Source organism: Clostridium sp. MF28 (genome assembly GCF_002969175.1).
Lineage (GTDB): Bacteria > Bacillota > Clostridia > Clostridiales > Clostridiaceae > Clostridium > Clostridium beijerinckii.
Genome location: NZ_CP014331.1, coordinates 2,760,636 through 2,785,600, shown reverse-complemented (window position 1 = coordinate 2,785,600; position 24,965 = coordinate 2,760,636). Strand labels below are relative to the sequence as shown.

Below are 24,965 nucleotides of genomic sequence, written 5' to 3'. Positions count from 1 at the left end.
TATGAATAATTCAAGAAAAAAATTAAAAGTTTTATGTAGTTTAGCACTTATGTCGACTACAATCCTATCAACTTTATCAATTATATCAAATACCGCATATGCAAAGTCTGATTTTATAGAAATGCCTATAGTAAATACTTCTGAAAAAGGAGTATTTAATCAAAAGCTTTTATTATATGATGTTTCAACAGATAAATCTATGTATAATCCAGGATCAAATGTAAGTGTAAAAATTAATCTGGTCAATTATACAGGAAATGAAATATCCAATGGAACTATAGAGTTATCGGCAAAGCATCTTGATACACAAGTTGGAAATACAGTAACTCAAAATTTTTCAATTGAAAAAGATGAAAATAAAGAGTTATTTATAAACTGGACAGCTCCTAATGAGGATTTTAAAGGCTATTTACTTGAAATAACGTGTAAAGATTCTGAAGGAAAAGTCATGGAGTCATCATCAACAGCTGTAGATGTCTCCTCAGGTTGGCTTAAGTTTCCTAGATACGGTTATCTAACTAATTATGAGAAAAGTGTTAATACAAAAGATATAATAGATCAGTTGAAAAAATTCCATATAAATGGTCTGCAATATTATGATTGGCAAGACAAACATCATGATCCTATAGCAGGTGAAGGTTCAAATGTTGAAGATGTATGGCAGGATTTATCAAAACATGATGTATATAAATCAACAATAGAAGGATATATTAAGAATGGTCATGAAGCAGGAATTTCTTCAATGCAATACAATTTAATATATGGAGCGACTCAAGGATATGAAAATGATGGTGTGAAAAAGGAATGGGGATTATACAAGGATCCAAGTGGAACTGATGGAGAACAGTGGACCATGGCAATGCCTAGCGGCTGGGAAACAGATGCGCTTTACTTTATGGATCCATCAAATAAAGAATGGCAGGATTATCTCTTTGCAAGGGAAAAGGAAGTTTTTGAAGCATTTGATTTTGATGGATGGCATATGGATACTGTAGGTGATTTTGGAACAGTGTATAAAGCAGATGGAACACCAGTATCAATTACAACTACTTTTAAAGATTTTATAAATGCAGCTAAGAAAGAATTCCTGACAAATATATATTATTTAATCCAGTTGGAAATAAGGGGCACGAAGATGTAAATAGTAGTAATGTAAGTGGTGCATATACGGAAGTATGGCCTTGGGATGGAATTATAACATATAATTCCTTGAAAGGTATTGTGGATCAAGCAAGAACGGAGACAAAAGGAAGATCATTAATAGTGCCGGCATATATGAATTATGACTTGGGAGATAAGCATAGTGAAGAAAAGCCTGGAAAATTTAATACTTCCTCAGTGCTATTAACAGGGGCTTCAGTCTTTGCAGCAGGTGGATCTAGACTTGAGTTGGGCGATGATACAAGAATGCTTACCAAAGAGTATTTCCCCAATAAAAATGTTGTTATGGATGAAGAGTTAAAGGCAAGGGAAAGAAAATATTATGACTTTATAGTTGCTTATGAAAACTTATTAAGAGATGGACAAATAAATAGTAATAATGAAATCCAAGTTGAAGGTTATGAGAATAGTAATATAGGTGAAGCTAATAAAATATGGACTTACGGAAAAAAAGATTCAAATTATGATGTTATTCAAATGGTAAATCTTTTAGGTGTTTTTGATAATACTTGGAGAGCTGCTGATGGATCGAAATCTAAACCAATTAAAGCAGAAAATTTTAAGGTTAAATATTATGTAACCCAAGATATTCAAAGTGTTTTATTAGCATCACCTGATGCTAATGATTGTAAATCACAAAGTTTAGAATTTTCAAAAGGAAACGATGAAAAAGGAAATTATATAGAATTTACAGTACCATCTTTGGAATATTGGGATATGATTTATTTAAAAAAATTAAGTTCTGAGAATATTGATAAGAATAATGATATAATAGGCGTTCAAGGTCAATTAACAAATCCAGGTTTTGAAGATGGATTTATGGGCTGGAATATATCCGGAAGAAGTTATGGCTTAGATTCCACAGATGCAGCATCTGGAAATAATAAGTTATATTTCTATGATAACAAGCCTTATACCAAAAAGATTGATCAAACAGTTGTAGGATTAAAAAATGGAAAATATACAGTAACGGCTATGGTAAAACAAAATACAGGGATTCCAGATTATGCAGCTATGGAATTAACTTCTGGAGATAAGACTGAAAAAGTTAATATAAAACATGGCGATAATTATAGAAAAATAGAAGGAACTATAGATGTTAAGGATGGAAAATTAAATGTAGCTTTTAACTTTATATCTACTTTAAATGGTGAAGCTAATTTACAAATTGATGATATTCAGTTATTAGATGAGAACGGAAATGTTGTATCAAAGGAAGCTAAGGTTATTAAACAGGGCGAAGGTGCAAGTTCATCTAACATACCAGAATCTGTTGGGAAAATAACAAATGGAGATTTTGAAACAGGTGATACAACAGGCTGGGTAGCAGCTAATCCAGATGGATTTGGAGTTAATGATGAAGATGCTTTTGCTGGAAATGATAAATGTTATTTCTGGGGTCAGGGAAAACAAATGTTACAACAAAAAGTAACTGAGTTACCTAATGGAACTTATACGATAAAGGCAATGGTTAAACAAAATACTGGAAATCCTACCTCATCACAATTAGAATTATCAGGTTTTGGAGGAGAGGCAGCTTCGGTTAAAATTCCACATGGGGATTCCTATGTTGAAATTTCGCAACAAGTCACTGTTACTAATGGCACTTTAATAATCTCATTTATACAAGATGGCAAGGAATGGACAAATTTACAAATTGATAATGTTGAATTGATAGCTAATTAAATTCAATAAATATTAAAATATAGATATCAAATTTAGAAAATTAAGTTATACTTTGTAACAAAGACAATATTAGAAAGTGGAAACAGTAATGTTTTCACTTTCAGTATTTATAGCGGGAGCTAGGTTATGAATTGGATATCTACAAGCTGTATAAAACACTATCATATATTTTTTATGAATAAATATATGTTCATGTAAATTCGAATTGTTAATAGATAGAATTTTTGTTTATTTTATATAAATTAAAAGTTTGTATGGAGTTTATATTGAGTCTTGGGGGAATGAGTAAGTTCTTAAATTATAGGACTGCCATAAAAAAGAAAATAAATTAAATACTTGTCATAAAACGCTATATTAGCAAATAACCTTTTTATTGCTTAATATAGCGTTTATTGTGCGTTGAAACTTACTATAGGTTCGTTGTAATATATTTAATACAGAGAATAGAGAAAAGCAATAAATTGTCGGTTTAGGTCTAATTACATAAAGCAGTAATTATTAAATGTTGTTATTTACCATAGTGAACACATATTAAAAAAGTTAAAATATTTAGCTAATAATTAATTATGATAGGATGGTGATAAAATGCAACAAGTAGAAATTAGTAAGAGAGAATTTGTGTTTCAAGAGAAAGTAGAAAATAGAGGTAAATATTATTTTTTTAAGAGAATTACAGATATACTTTGTTCGTCATTTGGGTTATTAGTTTTAAGTCCAATATTCTTGATTGTTGGAGTTTTAATTAAGCTTGAATCAAAAGGATCTGTAATTTTTTCGCAAGAAAGAATTGGTAAAGACGGTAATGTATTTAAAATGTATAAATTTAGATCTATGGTTGCTAATGCCGAAGAGCTAAAAGATAAGCTGTGTCATAAAAATGAGATGAGCGGACCTATGTTTAAGATGAAGGATGATCCAAGAGTAACTAAAATAGGTAAATTTATAAGAAAGACAAGCATAGATGAACTTCCACAATTGTTTAATGTTCTAAAAGGTGATATGAGTTTAGTCGGACCTAGACCATCTCTTCCCAAAGAAGTAGAAAAATTTGATAATTGGATGATGACAAGGCTTGAAGTAAAACCTGGTTTAACATGTTACTGGCAGGTATCAGGAAGAAATGATATTGATTTTGAAGATTGGATGAAACTAGATATTAAGTATGTAAGGGAAAGAAATACTTTAGTTGATATTAAGTTAATATTTAAAACATTTTTTGTGCTGTTTGGAGACAAGCATGCAAGTTAAGTGACTTTAGGCATATATACGTGTTGTTTTTTGATTATACCTTAATAAGGCGCATTAGAGGAAATAATGATTTTAAATCTATTGTGCCTAAAGCTATGGGTAATATGGGAGCAAATAAATTTAGGCAATTAGAATTACGGAATATATGGAGGTAAGTATGAAAATAGTAGTAGCAGGAACAGGATACGTAGGTTTAGTTACCGGAGCATGTCTTTCGGAAATCGGGCATAATGTAACTTGCGTTGATATAGATAAAAATAAAGTTGAAATGATGAAACAAGGAATTTCACCAATATACGAACCAGGATTAGATGAACTTTTAAAAAGAAATCACGATGAAGGTAGATTAGATTTTACAATAGATTATAAAAATGCTTATAAAGATGCTGATTTGATATTCATAGGGGTTGGAACTCCAGAAAGAGAAGATGGATCAGCAAACTTAGATTATGTGTTTAATGTATGCAGACAAATTGCTGAAAATGCTGGAAGAGATTGTTTAGTAGTGGTTAAATCAACGGTACCAATAGGAACTAATGATAGAATTGAAGAGTTTTTAAAGGAAAATGTTAAAAATAATATTCAAATAGAAGTAGCGTCAAACCCAGAATTTTTAGCGCAAGGAACCGCAGTTGTCGATACTTTATATGCAAAGAGAATTGTAATAGGAGTTGAATCTAAAAAAGCGGAAGAACTTTTAAAAGAGGTTTATGAGGGCTACAATCAACCAATTGTTGTTACGAATAGAAGAAGTGCAGAAATGGTTAAATATGCATCAAACGACTTTTTAGCACTTAAGATATCATTTATGAATGAAATAGCAAACTTCTGCGAAATGGTTGGAGCAGATGTTGAAGATGTAGCTAAAGGAATGAGCTTTGATCCAAGAATAGGTGATAAATTCTTAAATGCTGGAATCGGATATGGTGGATCATGTTTCCCTAAGGATACAAAAGCACTTCATTGGCTTGCAAATGATAATGGATATGAATTAAAAACAATAAAAGCAACAATAGAAGTAAATGAAAATCAAAAATATAAATTATTTAGACAAGCTAAGAATAAATTTGGAAGTTTAAGAGGATTAAAAGTGGCTGTGCTTGGATTAACATTTAAACCTGGAACAGATGATTTAAGAGAAGCTCCATCTATACCAAATGTAAGAAGATTATTAGATGAAGGTGCTGAAATAATTGCATATGATCCAGTTGGAGTTGAGAATTTCAAAAAGATATACACTGATGTTAAGTACGTAAGTACTCCAGAAGAAGCTTTAAAGGATGCAGATATGACATTCATATTTACAGAGTGGAATGAAATTAAATCCTTAGATTTAAGTGTATATGAAAAGCTTATGTATACTCCAATTATATTTGACGGTAGAAATTGTTATAAGGTTAAAGAGGCTAAAGAAAGACAAATAGATTATTATTCAATTGGAAGAAAATCTGTATTGAATTTAGAAGAAAAAGCTTTAAGTAAAGTAAAAACAGCAATGGTAATATAGCAAGGGTAATTAAATGAAACTTTTCAGATGAACATGGTGACTCCATCTGAACTCATAGATTAAAGAATGCTAACTATAGTATGGTAAATTTTTAAATGATTAAGGAGGAGAATATTATGAAGGTATGTTTTATAACATCAAGTGGTGGTCACTTAACTCATTTAATCCAATTAAAAGAGTGGTGGAAAGATAAGGAGAGATTCTGGGTAACCTTTGAAAAGGAAGATTCTAAATCAATACTTAAAGATGAAAAAAAATATTGGTGCTACTTTCCTACAAATAGAAATATAAAAAATTTAATCAAAAATACATTCTTATCAATAAAAATATTACTTAAAGAAAAACCAGATCTTATTGTCAGCACTGGTGCAGCGCCTGCAATTCCATTTTTCTATATTGGGAAATTATTCGGTGCAAAAGTTGTTTATATTGAAGTGTATGATAGGATAGAAAAACCAACTATAACGGGGAAGGTAGTTTATCCTATAAGCGATTTATTTATATTACAATGGGAAGAACAAAAGAAGTTTTACCCAAGAGGACAAGTATTGGAGGGATTATTTTGATATTTGTAACAGTAGGAACACATGAACAAGGCATGGAAAGATTATTTATCCAATTGGATAAATTAATTGAAAGTGGAGATATTAAAGAAGAAGTATTTGCTCAAGTTGGGTACTGTAATTATGAGCCTAAAAATTATGAATATAAGAAAATGATTGGATATGATGAAATGGATGAATATGTGAGAAAAAGTGATATAATCATAACTCACGGAGGACCAGGAAGTATATTTCATCCGCTCCAATATAATAAGGTTCCAATTGTAGTGCCAAGAGATCCAGAGTTTGATGAACATGTTGATGATCATCAAATACTTTTTACTAAAAGATTAGATAAAAATTCAAAGATCATTGGAGTATATGATATAGAAGATTTAGGCAGCGTAATAAGCAATTATAAACAGTTATCTTTAAAATGTAATACATATAGTTCTAATAAAAATGACTTCATTAGAAAGTTTGATAATGTAATCGGCCAGATAATGTAGGCTAGCATTCATAAATTAAAGGAGATCATTGATGAATATATTATATCTTAACAGAGGTATGGGTCTTGGAGGAGTTGAGAAATGTATTATTCAACTATGTAAATTATTCAATAGTAGTAATAAAGTTATAGTTGCAAGTATGGGTGGTGAATTAACTAAGGATTTAGAAAAGATGGGAGTTAAACACTACAATATTTTAAATACAGATTCCAAGAATCCTGATGTTATATTAAATAACTTAATAGCTATATATAAGATAGTGAAAAAAGAAAATATAGATATAATTCATAGTCATCATAGAATGACAACATTATTAGCTAAATTAATATCGAAAATTACTAAAGTTAAAGTAATACATACTCAACATTTATGTATAGAAGATAAGTTTAAGTTAACGAATGTATCTTTAAAAGGTATTAAAACAATAACTGTAAGTGAAGCAGCTAAAAGAATTTTAATTGAAAAGGCTGGTTTAGAAGAAAAGAATATAAAAACTATATATAATACTGTAGAAACTGATCATGATAGCAAAGAAGTTGATCATAAGCTTTTAGAATTAAAGAAAAAAGGATACTTTATAGCAGCTCAAGTAAGTAGAATAGTGGATTATAAAGGAGTCTATGATTTTATTTCTATCGCAAAAAGTACTGCATTAGAAAATGAAAAAATAAAGTTTGTATTAATAGGCGATGGACCAGAGCTAAGTAATATTAAGGAACTTGTAAAGAAAGAGAAACTAGAAGATTATATTTATCCGCTAGGGGCTAAGGATAACATTATAGAATATCTAAAATATATAGATGTATTATTACTATGTTCCTATATAGAAGGTTTACCTCTAACTCCATTAGAGGCATTCTCACAAGGGGTTCCAGTTGTAGCTACCAATATAGATGGAACAAATGAAGAAATAGAAAACGGATATAATGGGTATTTAGTAGAGGCTAAAGATATTGAAAGCTTTAAAGAAAAAATACTTGAATTATATGAAGATAAAGAAAAGTATTCTTATATGAAGGGTAATTGCTTTGAAATTTTCAATGCTAAATTCAATAAAGAGATATATTTTAAATTACATCTTAAAGAATATAAAGAAATTTTAAGCCATGAAAGAAAATAATGAGTCCAAAATGTCATGATTATTTTTCATTATGTGAGGAAGCAGATTGAACTCATAGCGAGTCTATTAGTAAAATTTGCTGGTAAGAAGAGAACCCAAATCTATGATTTGGTGTGAATCGCTTACTCATGGAGCGTAACAAGTCGAGTTCCCTCTATAATGGAAAACAGGATTGGTAGATGGATTTGTTATTTTTTTGATTATAATTTAAGTTAGGTGAGATAAATGATGATTGGAAAAGGCATTAAGTATTTAAGATCATTAATGAGAATTATTGTATTAAAAATAAGATATAGTAATAGAATTGAGTTTAAAATTAAGAATTTAAAATCACTTTATATAGGTAAAGGTGTAAAAATAAGAATAAGTAAAGGAAATGTATTATCTCTTGGCAATAATGTTTATATCGAAGATTATTGCAGCTTCGAATGTATAAATGGAAGTATTTATGTTGGAGAGAATACATTTTTTAATACTAATAATAAAGTAGTATCTTTAGAAAAAATAAGTATTGGATCAGATTGTCTATTTGGACCCAATATAGGGATTTTTGATCATGATCATCGCTATGATATTAGCGATAAGCCAATAATATCTCAAGGCTATAATACTAAAGAAATAAATATAGGTAATAATATTTGGATTGGGTGTAATTCTACTATTACACGTGGAGTAAATATATGCGACAAAGTTGTTGTTGCTGCAAATTCAGTTGTAACTAAAAACATTGTTAATAAAGGGGTTTACGGTGGAGTTCCCGCTAAACTTATTAAAGAACTGTAATGACAGTCAAATTCTTCTCTATTAGATGATATATATCGTCTCTTTAATCTGTTATTTTCTTTATATTTATCCAAAGATGAATATATAATTTCAACTTTGGGGTAATCTATATATAGAACTTTAAATTCAGTCATATAAAAAAATAACAAGTCCAAAATGCTATGATTATTTTCATTAGGCAAGGAAGCAGATTGGTCTCATAGCGGGCTATTAGGGTAATCTGTTAACATAGCATAATGGAAAATAGGCCTAGCAGATGGATTTGTTATTTTTTTGATTATGTCTAAGAAGGGAGTAACAGATGCTTTTCGTTTTGAATGTATTATTTGATATTTTTATCTTTCAAAATTGTCTAATTACGTATATTCCACAATTGGGGTATATTGATGAGCTATTCACATTTATGCTGATAATTCTATCAGTTTTTTATATATTTAATGGAAAAAATAAAATAAGCATGTATTCTAGTGAAGTTAAATCTATAATTTTATTTTTTTGTTTGCTACTTGTAGGAGTAGCAGGAAACGTAATGCATAAAATTCAACCAGAGAAGATTGCCATATATAAAGATATTTTAGCTATAAGTAAATTTGTAGTTTGTTACACATTTACGCTAATTGTATCAAATAATATAGATAAAGATTTATTGTTAGAAAAGGTAGCAAAAAGATCAAGAATTTATGTAAATGTAATATTTACTTTTTTGATTTTAAACATAATTCATGATATAGGAATGTCATCAGATATAAGATATGGAATAAGAAGTTATAAATTTCTATATCAGCATCCAACATATTTGGTTTCAGCTATTGTAATATTTTTATGTGTAATATTAAGTGATAATAGAAAAAAGTTTGATAATTTTATTATTTTTGAATCAATAGCTATATTGTTTTTTACATTAAGAAATAAAGCATTTGTATTCATATTAGGATATTTCTTTATGAAATTAGTTATGAAATATGCTAAATCTATAAAAATAAGATATATATTGATACTTGCTGTCATAGGAATCTTCTCGACATATAACAAAATAATGGAATATGCATCATATTATCTTACAGCTGCTCGGCCAGCGCTATTTATAGTAGGTTATAAACTAGCTTGTAAATATATACCTTTTGGAAGTGGTTTTGGAACCTTTGCATCAGAAATATCCGGAGATTATTATTCACCTATATATTATGAATATGGAATAAATTTAGTTAGTGGATTAGAGGAAACCGCTCATTCGTATATTGGTGATACTTTTTGGCCTTATGTATATGGTCAATTTGGCTTTTTGGGTTTAATTATATTTTTATGGATTATATTGAATATATTTAAATCAATACAGAAAAGATATCAGTATAACAGAGAAATTCAATCAGCGGCATTTTTGCTGCTATTATATATTTTAATAGCATCTACTGCAGAAGCTATATTTACGGATGTAACAGGCTGCTTTACTTTTGCTGTGATTGCTACGTATCTAGGAAACAACATTATAGACAGTGATTCGCAAGAATGTACTACTGCTAGTATAGAATAAGATAAAAATTAATTATCTATTTATAAGTTAAGAGTGATTTTATGAGAAGAATTTACTCATGAATCTTAGAAAACGAAATTTCATATATGTGAATGAGGATTATAGTGCCTGATATCAGATGAAGGAAGGTTGTTATGGAAAATAAAACGTTAAGAGTTCTCCAAGTTGTGGATTCATTAGGAGCTGGAGGAATTCAAGCCTTTATATTAAATATAAATAGAAATATGCATTTAGATAAAATTAAATTTGATTATGTAGTATATAAGAATAAAGAAGAAACTGAATTCTATGATGAAAGTGTTGAGAAAATGGGTGGACAAATAATATGTCTAGAAAAAAATACTGGGATTAAAAGGCTGAAATCTTTTATGGATTTATATAGATTGCAAAAAGATAAAAAATATTCAGTAGTACATATACACGGGGATCGTGCAAAAAGCTTTTTTGAAGCAGTTGTTTTTAAGATATGTAAAACACCTACAATTATTATGCATTCACATAATGATAGAATAAGCAGAGATAAGAGGTTTTATCATTTACATTTAGGAATACAGAACATTATAAGAAGTCTTTGGAAATATGTAGTTGATTATGAATTTGCATGCTCAACTAATGCGGCACAATGGATGTTTTCCAAGGAAGATGTAAGAGATGAAAAAGCCAAGGTTATAAATAATGGTATTGATGAAAAAAAGTTTATTTATAATAAAAATGTAAGAGAAGAATATAGAAGAAAATTAAAGTTGGAAGACAAATTTGTATTAACTCATGTGGGACGCTTTAGCTATCAAAAAAACCATGATTTCTTAATAGATATTTTTAATTCTGTGAATAAGCAATATAGTAATTCAGTGCTATTGCTAATTGGAGAGGGAGAATTAAAAGAAAAGATTCAGGATAAGGTTAGATCACTGAATTTAGAGGATAAAGTAATATTTTATGGACTTTGTAATGAAATTCATAACATTCTACAAGCGTCGGATATATTTGTTTTTCCATCTCATTATGAGGGTCTTCCAGTGGTTGGAATAGAAGTTCAAGCGGCAGCTTTGATGGCCGTAGCCTCTGATGCTATAAGCAATGAAATAAAGATAACTCATTATTGGAAATCTGTTTCTTTAGATAGCCCACCAGAGGAATGGGCAAAGATAATTCTGAAATATAAAGATGGATATAGCAGAAAGGATACCTCTGAAGATATTATAAAGTCAGGTTTTAGTGCTATGGCAATATCTAGAAACTTGGAAAATCTATATATGAATGCTGATAATAATAAAAAAAGTGGTAATAAATAATTTAGTATAGAATATCTTAGTGGTTCAAGGAGAGCAAATATATGATAAGTATTATTATTCCAGTTTATAATGTTCAAGAGTATATAAAAGAATGTTTAGATAGTCTTTTAATGCAGACGTATAAAGATTTGCAAATATTGATTGTTGATGACGGTTCAACGGATAAAACTATGGATATAGTTAAAGAATATGAAGATAAATTTGAAGATTTCACTATATTATATCAAAAAAACCAAGGAGTATCTGTTGCTAGAAACACAGCATTTGATTATATAAAAGGTGAATATACTATATATATTGATCCAGATGATTTTTTTGAATTAGATATGCTTGAGAATATGTATAATAGAGCAGAAAAAGTTAATGTAGATATAGTAATAAGTGAATATTACGTATATTATGATGAAAAAGATAGCAGAAACTATATTGAGAAATATAGAGTAGATCCAAGAAAAATATATAACAATTATGAGGTTATGAACCTTATGTTGAATTATGAATTGCAAGGTCAACTATGGAATAAGTTTTTTAGAACTGAATTATTAAAACAAATTGAGTTTAAGTTTGAACCTCATAGATATATTCAGGATGCATTTCCAGTTTTTAAAGCAATACATTCAAGTAAGGGGATAGCTTTTATAGATAAACCATTGTATTACTATAGGCAAAGAGCAACATCAACAGTTCATAAGAAAAATGCTAAGCTCGCAGAAGATTACTATTTTGCTATGAGCAGTATTATAAATTATATAGAAGATAAAAATATAAAAGTAGATAAGAAAAGCTTAAACATTTTTAGAATCAAAGTATTATCTCACTTTATAGCCCATTATACTAATGCACATGAGGGGAATAATCTAAAAAGTTTTAAGAAAAGTAAGTATGATGAATTAAGTGTGAAAAATAAAGATTTTTTATTTTTAAAGGAAATATCTAAAGACGATAAATTAAAGTTATTTTTATGGAATTGTGGTTTATACCCAGTTCTGAAGAAAATAAAAAATAGATGATAGATGATAGATTTAAGGTAGAGTGGCTTTGTTAAGAAAATATTAGTATGCACTCAGGCACAACCAAAAAAATAATAGACTAGTATATTTACTTATTTCGCAGTATACTTCGTCAGCAAATTTAGCTAATAGGTCTTGTTATGAGCTGAATTTACTTCCTTGTCTAACACGAAATATTCGGCGCATCTTTGGTCCATTATTTTCTTTCATGTGCCTTTATAAGGAGAAACTATGAAAATATGTTTTATAACTACTACAATTTTTAATTTGGGAGGAGTTCAAAGAGTAGTATCTGTTTTAGCTAGTGAATTAAGTAAAAATAATAAAGTAGATGTAATTTGTACAGATAGAACTTTTAAAGTTAATAGAGAAATGTATAATTTGAATTCTAATGTAAGTATAAAGTTTAATTCGGGGCTGTTACATAAGAAGTTTACTAACAAAGTTATCTGTAAGATTTCTAGAGAGGTGAATTCTATAACTGGAATTTTAAACAATTCTGTTATGAGTGATTTATTGCTTTATGGATATTGTCCTAATGAAGTTCAAGACAGATTTATAAAGTATCTAAATACAAGAAATTATGATGTTATCATAGGTGTAGAAGGTTATTATAGTATAGTTCTTGGGAAAATAAGTGATAAGTTAATTGGTAAAACTATAGGATGGATGCATAATTCTTATGATGCGTACTTAAACAATAAAGGTAAATATTATTGGAAGCAAGAGGAGTTGTTTAAAAGATACATACCTAAATTAAATTGTAATGTAGTTTTAACTTATGATGATAAGATTAAATATAAAGAAAAGTTAGGAATAGATTGTGAGGTGATTTATAACCCTTTAAGTTTTGAATGCAATAAAAAATCTTCGTGTGATAAAAAAAGTATAATTTTTGTTGGAAGATTGCTAGAGCAGCAAAAGGGTTTGGATCTTCTTATTGAAATTTTTAATATAATTCACAAAAAGAAAAGTGATTGGATTTTAAAAATAGTTGGAGAAGGCCCGGATAGAGAAAGTCTAATAAATCATATTGAAAAGTATAATCTAAAAAATAATGTAATATTACTTGGTCAATGTGATAATGTTAAAGATCATTATTTGGAATCTTCAATTTTTGTTTCAACTTCAAGATGGGAAGGCTTTGGATTAGCTATCACAGAAGCAATGGAATGCGGATTGCCAGTAGTGGCTTTTGATAATTCTGGTCCTAAAGAAATAATAAGCAAGCCGAACATAAATGGAGTTTTAGTTGGGGATTATAATATTAACAAATTCGCTGATGAGATTATATCCTTAATAGAAAATGATGAGAAAAGAGCAAGTATGTCATTAGAATCTATAAAAAGAGCTCAAGATTTTAAGATAGATAATATTATTAAACAGTGGATTCAAATTATGGAAAAACAATAGATGCATGATATAGGTATTTATAACCGGAGGAATGATGAGAGAGTATTCAAATTTAAAAAGTGGAATAATGATTACGTTCATATCTAAATATAGTAATATATTTGCACAGTTAATTATAAATTCAGTGTTAGCTAGGTTGTTGATGCCAGCAGATTTTGGCATAATTGCAGTAATAACTGTATTTATATCATTTTTCAATATGCTTGGTGATATGGGGATAGGACCTGCTATAATACAAAATAAATCTTTAGATGAAGATGAGATTTCAGATATATTTAAGTTTTCAGTAATTGGGGCTATAGTCATAGCAATTGGATTTTACTTTTTTTCTTATTTTATAGCTTATTTTTATAATGATAAGATATATATAAGACTAGGAGGATTATTATCTTTTTCTGTGTTATTCTCCATATGTAATATAGTACCAAATGCTGTGCTATATAAAGCTCAAAAGTTTAAACAAGTAGGAATAATAAATATAATTGTAAATGTAGTAGTTGGTATTTTTACAATATCTCTTGCCTTTAAAGGATTCTCTTATTATTCATTGGTTTTCGATTCAATATTAAAAAGTTTATTTATTTTTATATTATGTTTTAGAATATGTAAATTGAAAATAAATAAAGGTTATTCATATAGTTCAATAAAAAAGATACAAAATTATTCAAGCTTTCAATTCTTATTTAATTTTATAAATTATTTCACCAGGAATCTAGATAACATATTAATTGGTAAGTTCTTAGGTGCATCAACTTTAGGGTATTATGATAAATCCTATAAGCTTATGCTTTATCCAGTACAAAATTTAACAAATGTAATAACACCCGTATTACATCCAGTATTATCTGAATATCAAAATCAAAAGGACATAATTTATGAAACATATATAAAAGTTATAAAAGTTCTTGCTTATTTAGGAATTTTTATAACGGTATATTGCTTCTTTTCTGCAAATGAAATAATACGCATAATGTATGGTCCTAATTGGGACGCATCAATACCAATATTTAAAATATTATCAATAACAATTGTGATACAAATGGTATTATCAAGTATTGGATCAATATTTCAAGCTACTGGTTATGTTAACAAACTATTTTCTACAGGAGTAGTATCAGCAATATTCACTGTAAGTGCAATAGTTACAGGAATAATGAATAGAAGTTTAATTATATTATCGTTAGGATTAGTTATAGCATTTATATTAAACTTTATCCAATGTTTCTATGTACTTATAACTCATGTATTTGAAAAAAGCTTTATTTCTTTTTTATTGCAATTAAAGAATATTCTTATTATCGGTGTATTAATGGTTGGAGGATATATATTAATAAGCAAAGTAGTAATAAACAATATGCTATTAAGTGCAATATTTAAATTTATTATTGGAATTATAACTTACGCTATAGGATTATACATAACAAAAGAATATAGACTGTTGAAGAAGATAATTTTGAGAAAATAGAATTTAAATTATTGTTTATCCATAGATAACTCAATTAAGAATTAGACCTATTACATGAACATATTTACAAAGTTGCTAAAACTTTAAGTTTGTATCTTCACTAGAAATTATAAATATATTTGTGGAGAAAACATTTGAAAATGAGCTGTTAAAGGTTCTTAGCTGTAGGTTGTTCCATTTTAGCTTGTCAAACTGAAAGTTGGAGCATGCTAAAGTGGATACAACCTGCTGCTTAGAACCTTCAGCGATATTTTCATAGCTTTTCGGAATCAAAATATTTATGATTTCGGCGAAGTATACGCATAAGTTCAGGTCTTAGTTTGGTTATATATAGTTATAAAATCGACAAGGAGTATACGAAAAATGGCTTTATTAGAGTTGAGAAATATTAATAAGTATTATAGATTAAAAGATAATGACAAATTTCATGTATTGAATGATATTAATCTATCTTTTAATGCTGGAGAATTAGTTTCTATTATAGGAGAATCTGGTAGTGGTAAGTCTACACTAATGAATTTAATTGGTGGATTAGATTCTGATTTTTCAGGAGAATTACTTGTAAATGAAAAAGATATTAAAAAGTTAAGAAGAAAAGAGCTTGATAAATATAGAAAAAATGAAGTTGGATTTATTTTTCAAAGTTTTAATTTAATTGGTCATCTATCTGTTTTAGATAATGTTACGATTGCAATGACACTATCTAATGTTAGAAAAAAAGAACGATTGAAACGTGCAAAAGAAATATTAAGAGATTTAGGTTTAGAGAATCATATAAATAAGAAACCAAGTCAATTATCAGGTGGTCAAAAACAAAGAGTTGCAATAGCTAGAGCTTTAATAAATAATCCTAAAATAATTATTGCTGATGAGCCTACGGGTAGTCTAGATTCAAAAACTACAATTCAAGTTTTAGAAATAATGAAGGATATTGCTAAAAAGGGAAAGCTAGTAATTATGGTTACTCACTCTGAAAGAGTAGCATCCGCTTCAAGTAGAATAATTAAAATATCAGATGGAGAAATAATTGATGATAACAAGGTCATAGAATTAGATAATGAAGTTAATATAGAAAAACAAGATAATATTAGAAAGCAAAAGCAAAATCTTAGTTTAATATCATCTGCAAAACTAGCACTTGTTAATATGAAAGAAAAACTTCCTCGTAATATACTTGTTTCTGTGGGAGGCAGTATAGGAATAATGAGCATAATTTTAATGCTGTCATTAGGCAATGGGGTGAAATCTTATTTTAATAAGACTATGAATAATTATGTAAATCCATTAGTAATAGAAGTTAATATGCCTAGTGAAGAAAATGAGGATATAAATTTAGATGTTACAACAGTCCAGAAACCGGATGTTAATTCTACTAAACCATTTGAAGAAAGCGATATTGATACATTATCAAAAATAGAAAATGTATCTTCTGTGGAAAGGGGTTATAGTATAATTTCTCTTGGGGCGAATTCGTTAGTATACAATAATAAAACTAATAATTTAATGAATGTTTCAACAATATCTTCAAATATAACGGCATCTAATGTTGAAACTGGAACATTACCTAAAGATGGGGAAGTATTAATTAATAAAGCATTAAGCGATAATTTGGGGAAAGATATTATCGGGCAAAAAGTGAATTTACGCATACTTGCAAATCAAAAGATTTTAAATAGAGACTTTATTGTAAGTGGTATTTATACTACAACAAGTGGAGATTTAACTGCAAATATGAAATCTGCTTTTTTAAATTATGCTGATTTAGAAAAATTATATTCAGATAACGGCTATAAATTGAAACCTAATGTGGTTTATGTTAACACAACAAATAGCAAATATACCTCTCAAATTAAACAAAAGGTTAATGAACTTGGTTATTCACAATCATCTCAGGAACAAATGGCATCTATGTTTAATCAAATGATAGATATATTAACATATGTACTATCAGGAATTGCAGCAATATCTTTAATTGTATCAGCGATTATGATAATAGTTGTTATGTACATAAGTGTTGTAGAAAGAACTAAAGAAATAGGAATAATAAAAGCAATTGGAGCTAGAGCAAAAGACATACGTAGAATTTTTGTTTCAGAAGCTTTTTTAATAGGATTTTTTAGCGGCGCAATAGGTTTAATAGGTGCATATTTTATCATGAGAGGAATAAATCTCATGTCAAATAAACTATTTGCAGTAAGTGTGGTTTTAATAAAAAGAGAATACGCAATACTTGGAGTTACCGTAAGTATTGTAATAAGTACATTAGCAGGTTTACTACCAGCAAATAAAGCTGCAAGGTTGGATCCAGTAGAATCATTAAGGAGGGAGTAAAGAAAATAAAAGTAAAATAGCCTCGAAGCTATTAGCAGTATTTATTAATAAGAAGGTAGCTGGATCATTTACTTTCTTATAGATGGTAATGAAATAAAGTGAAAAGTTTAGTTACATATATAGATATCAAATATAAAGGGTTAACTTATTAGATAAGTATATTTACAAATTTTCTAAAACTTTAAGTTCATATATTTAATAGAAATTATAAATATAGGTTATGCACTTAGTACGGGGTAGGCGCATAACCTATATTTTTTATTGGCATGCCTAAAAGATAGTCTTTTCTGCTTTAAATAAGGTTTCTTCATCAATTGAGTATTGTATTTAGAAATTAGAATCATGATTTTATTGATGAAAGTATTTTTCTTAGATACTTTAAAGGATGTTTTATATAATGTCTTAATGAATTAGGATTCATGGACGCCTACAAGTATAAGATATTATAAAGTAGAAAACTATATGTCGAATTTTGCATTTCATTATAGCAAAGTGGAATTAATGAATTTATACTACATCAATTCCATGATTTTTCAGCTTATAATTTAAAATGATTCAGGAATTGTTAAGGAAATTCAATTATAATAGAAATACGGGTAAAGTTTTTAGCATCCTAAAGGAAAGCTTTAAAGTCAAGCTTTTGTAGCCTGTTTTCATATATAATGCTTATGTTAATATATTAATTACAATCAGGTAACGTATATATGAAGATAATTAATTGGAGATTGATATAATTGCGCTCAAATATTGGTATTTTATTAAGTAAATCTTATAGAAATCTGGTCCTTAATTTTACAGTTAAGTATGTAGATTTACAATAAAAGAATAAAATTCAGCAAGTACTAATATTTTATTAAAAAAATATCGACAAAAAGCTCCAAATAAATACAAAAAGACGTAGACAAGCATAAATAAAGTTGCTATAATAATATTCGTAAACCAAAATAATATTTTTTAACCAAGATATTATTTTTAAACTAATAAGTAATTAATAAACCAAAAAATGAAACTCTAGGAGGAATATACAAATGATAAAAAGAATGACTAAAGCAACATCGTTACTAGTAGCTGCAGCTGCTATTATTTCAATAGTACCTGCACATGCAGCTGACTACACAAAAATCGATTCACAAGAAGGTACTATCTATAATGCAGTGGCATATAAAGATGGTAAGTTTTATGTTGATGGAGAAGTTAATGATAAAGACGAAGCAGCTTATTATTTAGCAGATGGTAAATACAATAATTTATCAGATATTGATAGTGGAGCAGATACTGATATTTATGGATCTAAATATTTAGATGTACAAGATGGTGACTATTTTGTCGACTTAGACAATGGTTCAGTAACTGATGAATCTATAAAAGAAAATGCAGAAGATGATGCTGCATCAGCTTTAAGAAAAAATCTTAAAAAGGATAACGATAAAAGATATGTTTCAACCGAAGCTGAAACAATTCAAGACTTAGCTGGAGCAGAAATTGCAGGAAATAAGTTCTCAGCTCCTTGGTATAAATTCCAATACACAAAAGATAATGCAACAAACGGTACAAACACTAAATTAAATGTATATACTGATGCTCAAGGAAACTATATTGATGCTGATTATAACTTAGGATCAATTAAAGTAACTACAACTGCTGCATCTGGAACTACTAATAAAACAGCAACTATAAGTAATACAGATGATACATATGATGCTGCTGGTGAAACTGTAAAAGATCAATTATCAGCAAGCGTTGATAGTGATAATGCTAAAGTAATTGGGCAAGATGCTAATAACATCTATAGAATAGCAAAAGTTACTGTAACAGTTAAGAACGGATCTACAATAGCTAAAATAAATGGAATAGATGTTTCTGTTGATACAAAGACTTTTGATACAACAGTATCTGGAAGTGTAAGCTTCAGTGTTATTCAAAAAATATCAAAAGCACAAGCTTCTGGCAATGTTGATGGAGCTAAATATGCTAAGTCAGTAACAACTTATATAGTTTCTGATGAAGATGGAAAGAATGAAGCTTTCACTTATGACAACTATACTGTTGCTAATGGAAAATTAGTTGGTTATACTGCTAATGGTACAAATGTAAAAACTGCTACAGGAACATTAAGTTCAAAGAATGGTTACTATTATGTTGATTTAGGTGATGAAGCAAGTGAAGATGTACAAGTAAATGGTAGTAAGAGTGCTGTTGATACAGATGCTGATGGAAATCTTTGGAGATTAGATGCTGGATATATCTACGAGTGGAATAATGATGAAGATTGGACAAAAGTGTACAAAGTAGACGGTTCTTTTGATCAAATGTCAGTATATAACAAAGATAATATCGTAGCTTGGAGTAAAGAAGATGATGTTTACTCAGTAATCGGTGGAAAAGGTACAACTACACCAACAGATCCTACTCCAGTTGTAAATAAAGGATGGGTTAAGACTGATGCAGGTTGGACATTCTACAATACTGACGGAACTCAAGTAAAAGGACAATGGGTTAACGATGGTGGAGTTTGGTATTACATCAAAGCTGATGGAACTATGGCAACTGGTTGGATTCAAGATGGATCAACTTGGTACTATTTACAATCATCAGGAGCAATGAAAACTGGTTGGTTAAATGATAACGGAACTTGGTACTACTTACAATCATCAGGAGCAATGTCTACTGGTTGGTTAAATGATAATGGAACTTGGTATTTCTTAAATTCATCAGGAGCAATGTTAGCTAACACAACTGTTGATGGATACAAATTAGGAGCATCAGGAGCTTGGATTAAGTAATAAATTAAAATAAATAGAAGTTTAGATAATAAATTTTAACTTCTACAACATAATACTAAAGATAAAAGATTACTTTTGAATAATTTCCTTATTCAAAAGTGAGTATAGGTAATGAAGGCTGCTCATAATGGTTTATTTAAATCGTTATGAGCAGCTTTTTTTGTGGTATCATTAAATAGTATTTTTACTAAAGTGTTAAAGTAAAATTAATATAAAATTAAGATTTAAGATTATTCATCTGCGTTTACAGTAAAGTATTATAATGGTAACATTATTATTAGAAGAAATATAAAAATAGAATTAATCATATTGGATTCACAGCTTATTAATATACATATAGAAGTGAGTATCTGTAGAATTTATACTCTATTTATATATTAAATATAGAGATTTAGTTTAGAAATATTAAGTGGTGACAAAGGGGGGGCAGAATATGAGTAAAATGGTCAGAAGGATAATTTTAACATTTTTTATTATTTATAGCGTTTCATTTTTACAGACAAGCTCTTTGAATTTGCTTATGACAAAGGTTTATGCAGAACAAGATAATCCTTCTTTAAAAGATATTTATTTAAGTGATGGAGGAAATCTCGATTTTTCAGAAGATAAATACTCATATGTCACAGATGTTGGTAATGATATTGATCAAGTATTAATTAAGGCTAAACCGTATGATTTGCTAGATACGGTTAAGGTTGATGGAGAGATAGTAACTAGAGATGATAGTTATAGAAAAGTCGTACCTTTAGTAAAAGGTAAAAATAAGATAGAAATAGAAGTCTTAGATAATAGGAGCGATGCAACATCTACCTATAATGTGTATATTTATAAGGGAGGAAAAGATGCTGTTTATCTAAAGGATATCAATATAAATGATAGTAATATTGGATTTGATAAAAACACCAATTTTTATAATATAGAGTTAGATGAAGGAACAGATATAATGGAGCTTGAGGCAACTCCAGAGGATGGAAACTATTCAATGACAGCTAATGGAAAGCAATTAAGCAATGATTCTATAAAGGTTAAGTTTAATGGTATAGGAAAATATACTATTAATCTAGGGGTTAAAGATGATGATACTCAAAGAATTGGGAATTATACTTTAAATATGTACTTAGGTATTCCAGTAACACCTAATGTTCAGGATACAATTAATGCAGTAATAAAGCCGAATCAATGGGTAATAGTAAATGGAAGATGGAGGTACAATGATACTGCGGGTAAATGTTTGAAGAATACTTGGTATTATGATAATAAATATAAAAGTTATTTTTATTTCAACAGTAGAGGAAATATGCAAACAGGTTGGATGGAAGATGACGATAAGTGGTACTATCTGGAGGCAAATGGAGAAATGCAAACTGGATGGTTATATTATAAAAATGAATGGTACTTTTTAGATAATAATGGTGTAATGAAAACTGGTTGGATTAAAGATAATGATAAGTGGTATTTCTTGAAAGACGATGGCACGATGGCAACAGGATGGATAACCAGTAATGGAACTTGGTATTTCATGGAGCGTAATGGTAGTATGAGAACAGGGTGGATATATTATGGAAGACAATGGTATTATTTAGATCCATCGGGTGCCATGAATACTGGATGGGTAAATGAAGATAATCAATGGTATTTTCTGAATGTTGATGGAAGTATGAAAGCTGGAGAATGGGTATATTGGAAAAATAACTGGTATTATTTGAACTACGCGGGTAATATGAGGTGTGGATGGCTTTATAAAGATGACAAGTACTACTATTTTAATGAGGATGGCGCTATGAGGACTAGCTCTATAGAAATCGATGGATATATATATAATTTTAATAATGATGGTTCCGTGAATTTTGGGTAATTACCATATCTAAATCTGACTTTTAATTATTTGAAAAAACAAGTTTTGTGTAACATTATAGTAGGAAATACAGAATATATTAGAATAAAAGTCAAAAAGGAACCAATATTTCCAAGGAAATTTGTATATTATAGAGGAAATAAGTACGAATAAAGGCAGGATGTCTATGTTTATTTAGTTAAAGAAACTTTAGGAAAATTCGATAATAAATATAGTAATAGATTATATACTTTATGAATTTGAATATACTGTTTCTGGTGTTTAAATGCATTAGAAATGGATGATAATACATTTCGTAAACATAAGATGGGGGGACGTATTAATGAGTGCAAAAAAAATCGATCTTAATAAGATTACTTCTTATTTATTAATTTTTACTGTATTTTTTACACTTATGCAGACAGTAAATTTGCAGAAAGCTAGTGCAACTGATGAAACTCAAATAAAAGGTCTGCAATTTCACATAGGAGATGTGAACGGAAAAACTAAAAATATTGATGGAAACGAGAAAGATGGATATGTATGTGAGTTTCTTCCAATAGGTCAAAATTTCACTTTGATAGCTGATTCTGGTTATTCTATTGTAAGTGTTCAAAGTAGCTCAAGTTTTATGAATGTTAAGCCAGTAGCAAACTCAAGTGGAGGAAATGATTATGTAGTAAATACAATAACTGATTATAGCGATTTTACACTTACGGTGGTTATGAAAGATAGTTCAGGAAAACAAGTTACCTATCCAATAAGAATGAAATTTGAAGCGGATTCTTCTCTTTCATTTCAAAGTTTAAGGGTTACATTAGATGGTAAAATAACTTATAATTTATTTTTTACACAAACAGATGCAAATGGAAACTATCATATTTCTGATATAAATTCTGATGTTAAAATGGCGAAAGTTCAGTTGTTTGACAATAATAATACGCCAATGAATTTTTCTACTAATGGCGGTAATAGTGCTGCAGAGGCGACTGTAAACTTAACTGGTGGAGATAATGTTATAAGTATAGGTGTGACAACCCAAAATATCTCTAGACAATATAAGTTGATTATAACTAAAAAAGGAGAGGCAAAATTACAGTCATTAGTGCCGTCAGCAGGTACTTTATCTCCAGCATTCAATTCAAATACGTATGACTATACAGTTCAAGTACCAACTACTCAAACAACAATTGCATTTACACCAATAGCTGTAGATAATTCATCTACTATTAAAGTCAATGGTGTGACTGTAAAAAGTGGAAGTAAGAGCCAAAGCATAAAGCTAGATGAAGGAGAAAATGATGTTGAAGTTATCCTTACAACTAAGGATGGTGATACAAGTACATATAATATTAAAGTTACCCGTACAGCTTTATTTAGAAGTTCTCAGCTTACTGGGTTGACACTGACATCAGGAACTCTAACTCCTGCTTTTAATAAAGGAATATATGAATATTCAGGAACCGTCGATAATAGTGTTACATCAATAGGGGTTACTCCAACAGCAGAGGATGTTAATGCGACAATTACGGTTAATGGAAAGAAAGTACCTAGCGGTGCAACTTCACCTTATATAAGCTTGGATGAAGGTGGAAATACTATAAATGTAAAAGTTACAGATTCTAAAGGAAATAGCAATACATATGTATTAAATATTACAAGAAGATATCCAAAAGACAATGTGAATTTAGCGAGTCTTTCTGTAACAGACGGAACAATGTCACCAAAATTTGATCCTGAGACTTATCTATACAGTGTTAAAGTTGCTAGAAATATTGAAAAAGTAAGAGTTATGTATACTTCACAAAATGACAAAGCAAAGATTAAGATAAATGGTAAAGAGTATACTAATGGACAATCTGATTACATAAAACTTGATATAGGAGCAAATCTTGTAGTTGTTGAAGTAACTGCTGAAGATGGAAAAACAACGACTACTTATAAGTTAAGTGTAATTAGAGGAGATATAGAAGGAACTAACCAGTGGGTACTTGTTGGAGGAAATTGGACATTCTATAATGCAGCTGGTATGCAAATTAAAAATCAGTGGGTTAAGTATGACAATCAATGGTATTTCCTAGACATAAACGGGTATATGCAAACTGGATGGATACAGGATTCTGGTAATTGGTACTATTTAAATAAAGATGGTATTATGCAAACAGGTTGGTTTTATGACAAAGGATATTGGTATTACCTTGAAGCTAATGGAGCTATGAGGGTTAATACATGGGCTACTTACGATGGAAAATGGTATTACTTTAATAACTTTGGAGAAATGCAAACAGCTTGGGCACAATATAAGGGTAAATGGTACCTTATGGATGATCATGGGGTAATGCAAAAAGGTTGGGTGACCTATGATAGAAATAAGTACTACTTGAATGATGATGGTAGTATGAGGACAGGATGGTTATATAATGGAAAGTCATGGTACTATTTAGATGATAGTGGAATAATGATAACTGGATGGAAGAATATAAATGGAAAGAATTATTACTTCGATGCGGGTGGAGTTATGAAGACTGGAATGCTTTTCCTTGACGGGCAATGGATAAATTTGAATAATGCATAATTAAGAATAGAAGTGATATCTTATGATAGGATATCACTTTTATTTTTGTACAAAGGATAAGCTGAAATTTATATATATGTCCAAATAATGTTATAATTGTAGAGTTATGTTTGTATTAGTTGAATGTAGGAAAAAATAATGATATCATAAAATTGTGTAGGATAGTCAATCA

15 protein-coding genes and 1 pseudogene are annotated in these 24,965 nt (G+C 29.1%); all 16 read left to right on the top strand.

Annotation, left to right across the window (positions count from 1 at the left end):
- The first annotated feature begins 1 nt into the window (after position 1).
- A pseudogene (locus AXY43_RS28755) lies at positions 2–2,847 on the top strand (glycoside hydrolase family 66 protein).
- A 585-nt stretch (positions 2,848–3,432) separates the two neighbouring features.
- A complete protein-coding gene (locus tag AXY43_RS11980; RefSeq protein WP_077867924.1) occupies positions 3,433–4,095 on the top strand; it encodes a sugar transferase in 663 nt (220 codons plus the stop codon).
- 157 nt (positions 4,096–4,252) lie between these two features.
- Positions 4,253–5,602 carry a UDP-glucose dehydrogenase family protein gene (locus tag AXY43_RS11975; protein ID WP_105411591.1) on the top strand — a complete coding sequence of 450 codons (1,350 nt, stop codon included), beginning with the start codon at positions 4,253–4,255 and terminating at the stop codon, positions 5,600–5,602.
- A 116-nt stretch (positions 5,603–5,718) separates the two neighbouring features.
- The gene (gene pssD / locus AXY43_RS11970; protein ID WP_023974317.1) at positions 5,719–6,168 is read left to right on the top strand and encodes a PssD/Cps14F family polysaccharide biosynthesis glycosyltransferase; all 450 of its coding nucleotides are present in this window, start codon (positions 5,719–5,721) and stop codon (positions 6,166–6,168) included.
- Positions 6,165–6,653 carry a PssE/Cps14G family polysaccharide biosynthesis glycosyltransferase gene (gene pssE, locus AXY43_RS11965; protein ID WP_105411590.1) on the top strand — a complete coding sequence of 163 codons (489 nt, stop codon included), beginning with the start codon at positions 6,165–6,167 and terminating at the stop codon, positions 6,651–6,653. The genes pssD and pssE overlap by 4 nt, the downstream gene beginning before the upstream one ends.
- A gap of 31 nt (positions 6,654–6,684) precedes the next feature.
- Positions 6,685–7,773, top strand: a complete 1,089-nt coding sequence (locus tag AXY43_RS11960; RefSeq protein ID WP_105411589.1) for a glycosyltransferase — start codon at positions 6,685–6,687, stop codon at positions 7,771–7,773.
- 225 nt (positions 7,774–7,998) lie between these two features.
- Positions 7,999–8,556 (top strand): acyltransferase, encoded by a 558-nt coding sequence (locus tag AXY43_RS11955; RefSeq protein WP_242986193.1) that lies wholly within the window; start codon positions 7,999–8,001, stop codon positions 8,554–8,556.
- Between the two features lie 403 nt (positions 8,557–8,959).
- Positions 8,960–10,087, top strand: a complete 1,128-nt coding sequence (locus AXY43_RS11950; RefSeq protein ID WP_243099206.1) for a hypothetical protein — start codon at positions 8,960–8,962, stop codon at positions 10,085–10,087.
- Between the two features lie 134 nt (positions 10,088–10,221).
- The gene (locus tag AXY43_RS11945; protein ID WP_105411586.1) at positions 10,222–11,382 is read left to right on the top strand and encodes a glycosyltransferase family 1 protein; all 1,161 of its coding nucleotides are present in this window, start codon (positions 10,222–10,224) and stop codon (positions 11,380–11,382) included.
- Between the two features lie 41 nt (positions 11,383–11,423).
- Positions 11,424–12,392, top strand: a complete 969-nt coding sequence (locus tag AXY43_RS11940; protein ID WP_105411585.1) for a glycosyltransferase family 2 protein — start codon at positions 11,424–11,426, stop codon at positions 12,390–12,392.
- 231 nt (positions 12,393–12,623) lie between these two features.
- The gene (locus AXY43_RS11935) at positions 12,624–13,805 is read left to right on the top strand and encodes a glycosyltransferase family 4 protein (RefSeq protein WP_105411584.1); all 1,182 of its coding nucleotides are present in this window, start codon (positions 12,624–12,626) and stop codon (positions 13,803–13,805) included.
- 34 nt (positions 13,806–13,839) lie between these two features.
- Entirely contained in the window at positions 13,840–15,270 is a 1,431-nt protein-coding gene (locus AXY43_RS11930; protein ID WP_105411583.1) for a lipopolysaccharide biosynthesis protein, read from the top strand.
- Positions 15,271–15,633: 363 nt separating this feature from the next.
- Complete coding sequence (locus AXY43_RS11925) at positions 15,634–17,601, top strand: ABC transporter ATP-binding protein/permease (RefSeq protein WP_087702353.1); 1,968 nt, start codon at positions 15,634–15,636, stop codon at positions 17,599–17,601.
- Positions 17,602–18,629: 1,028 nt separating this feature from the next.
- Entirely contained in the window at positions 18,630–20,384 is a 1,755-nt protein-coding gene (locus tag AXY43_RS11920) for an N-acetylmuramoyl-L-alanine amidase family protein (protein ID WP_017212092.1), read from the top strand.
- 433 nt (positions 20,385–20,817) lie between these two features.
- Entirely contained in the window at positions 20,818–22,239 is a 1,422-nt protein-coding gene (locus AXY43_RS11915; RefSeq protein WP_105411582.1) for a cadherin-like beta sandwich domain-containing protein, read from the top strand.
- 322 nt (positions 22,240–22,561) lie between these two features.
- A complete protein-coding gene (locus AXY43_RS11910; protein ID WP_105411581.1) occupies positions 22,562–24,793 on the top strand; it encodes a cadherin-like beta sandwich domain-containing protein in 2,232 nt (743 codons plus the stop codon).
- Positions 24,794–24,965: the final 172 nt, after the last annotated feature.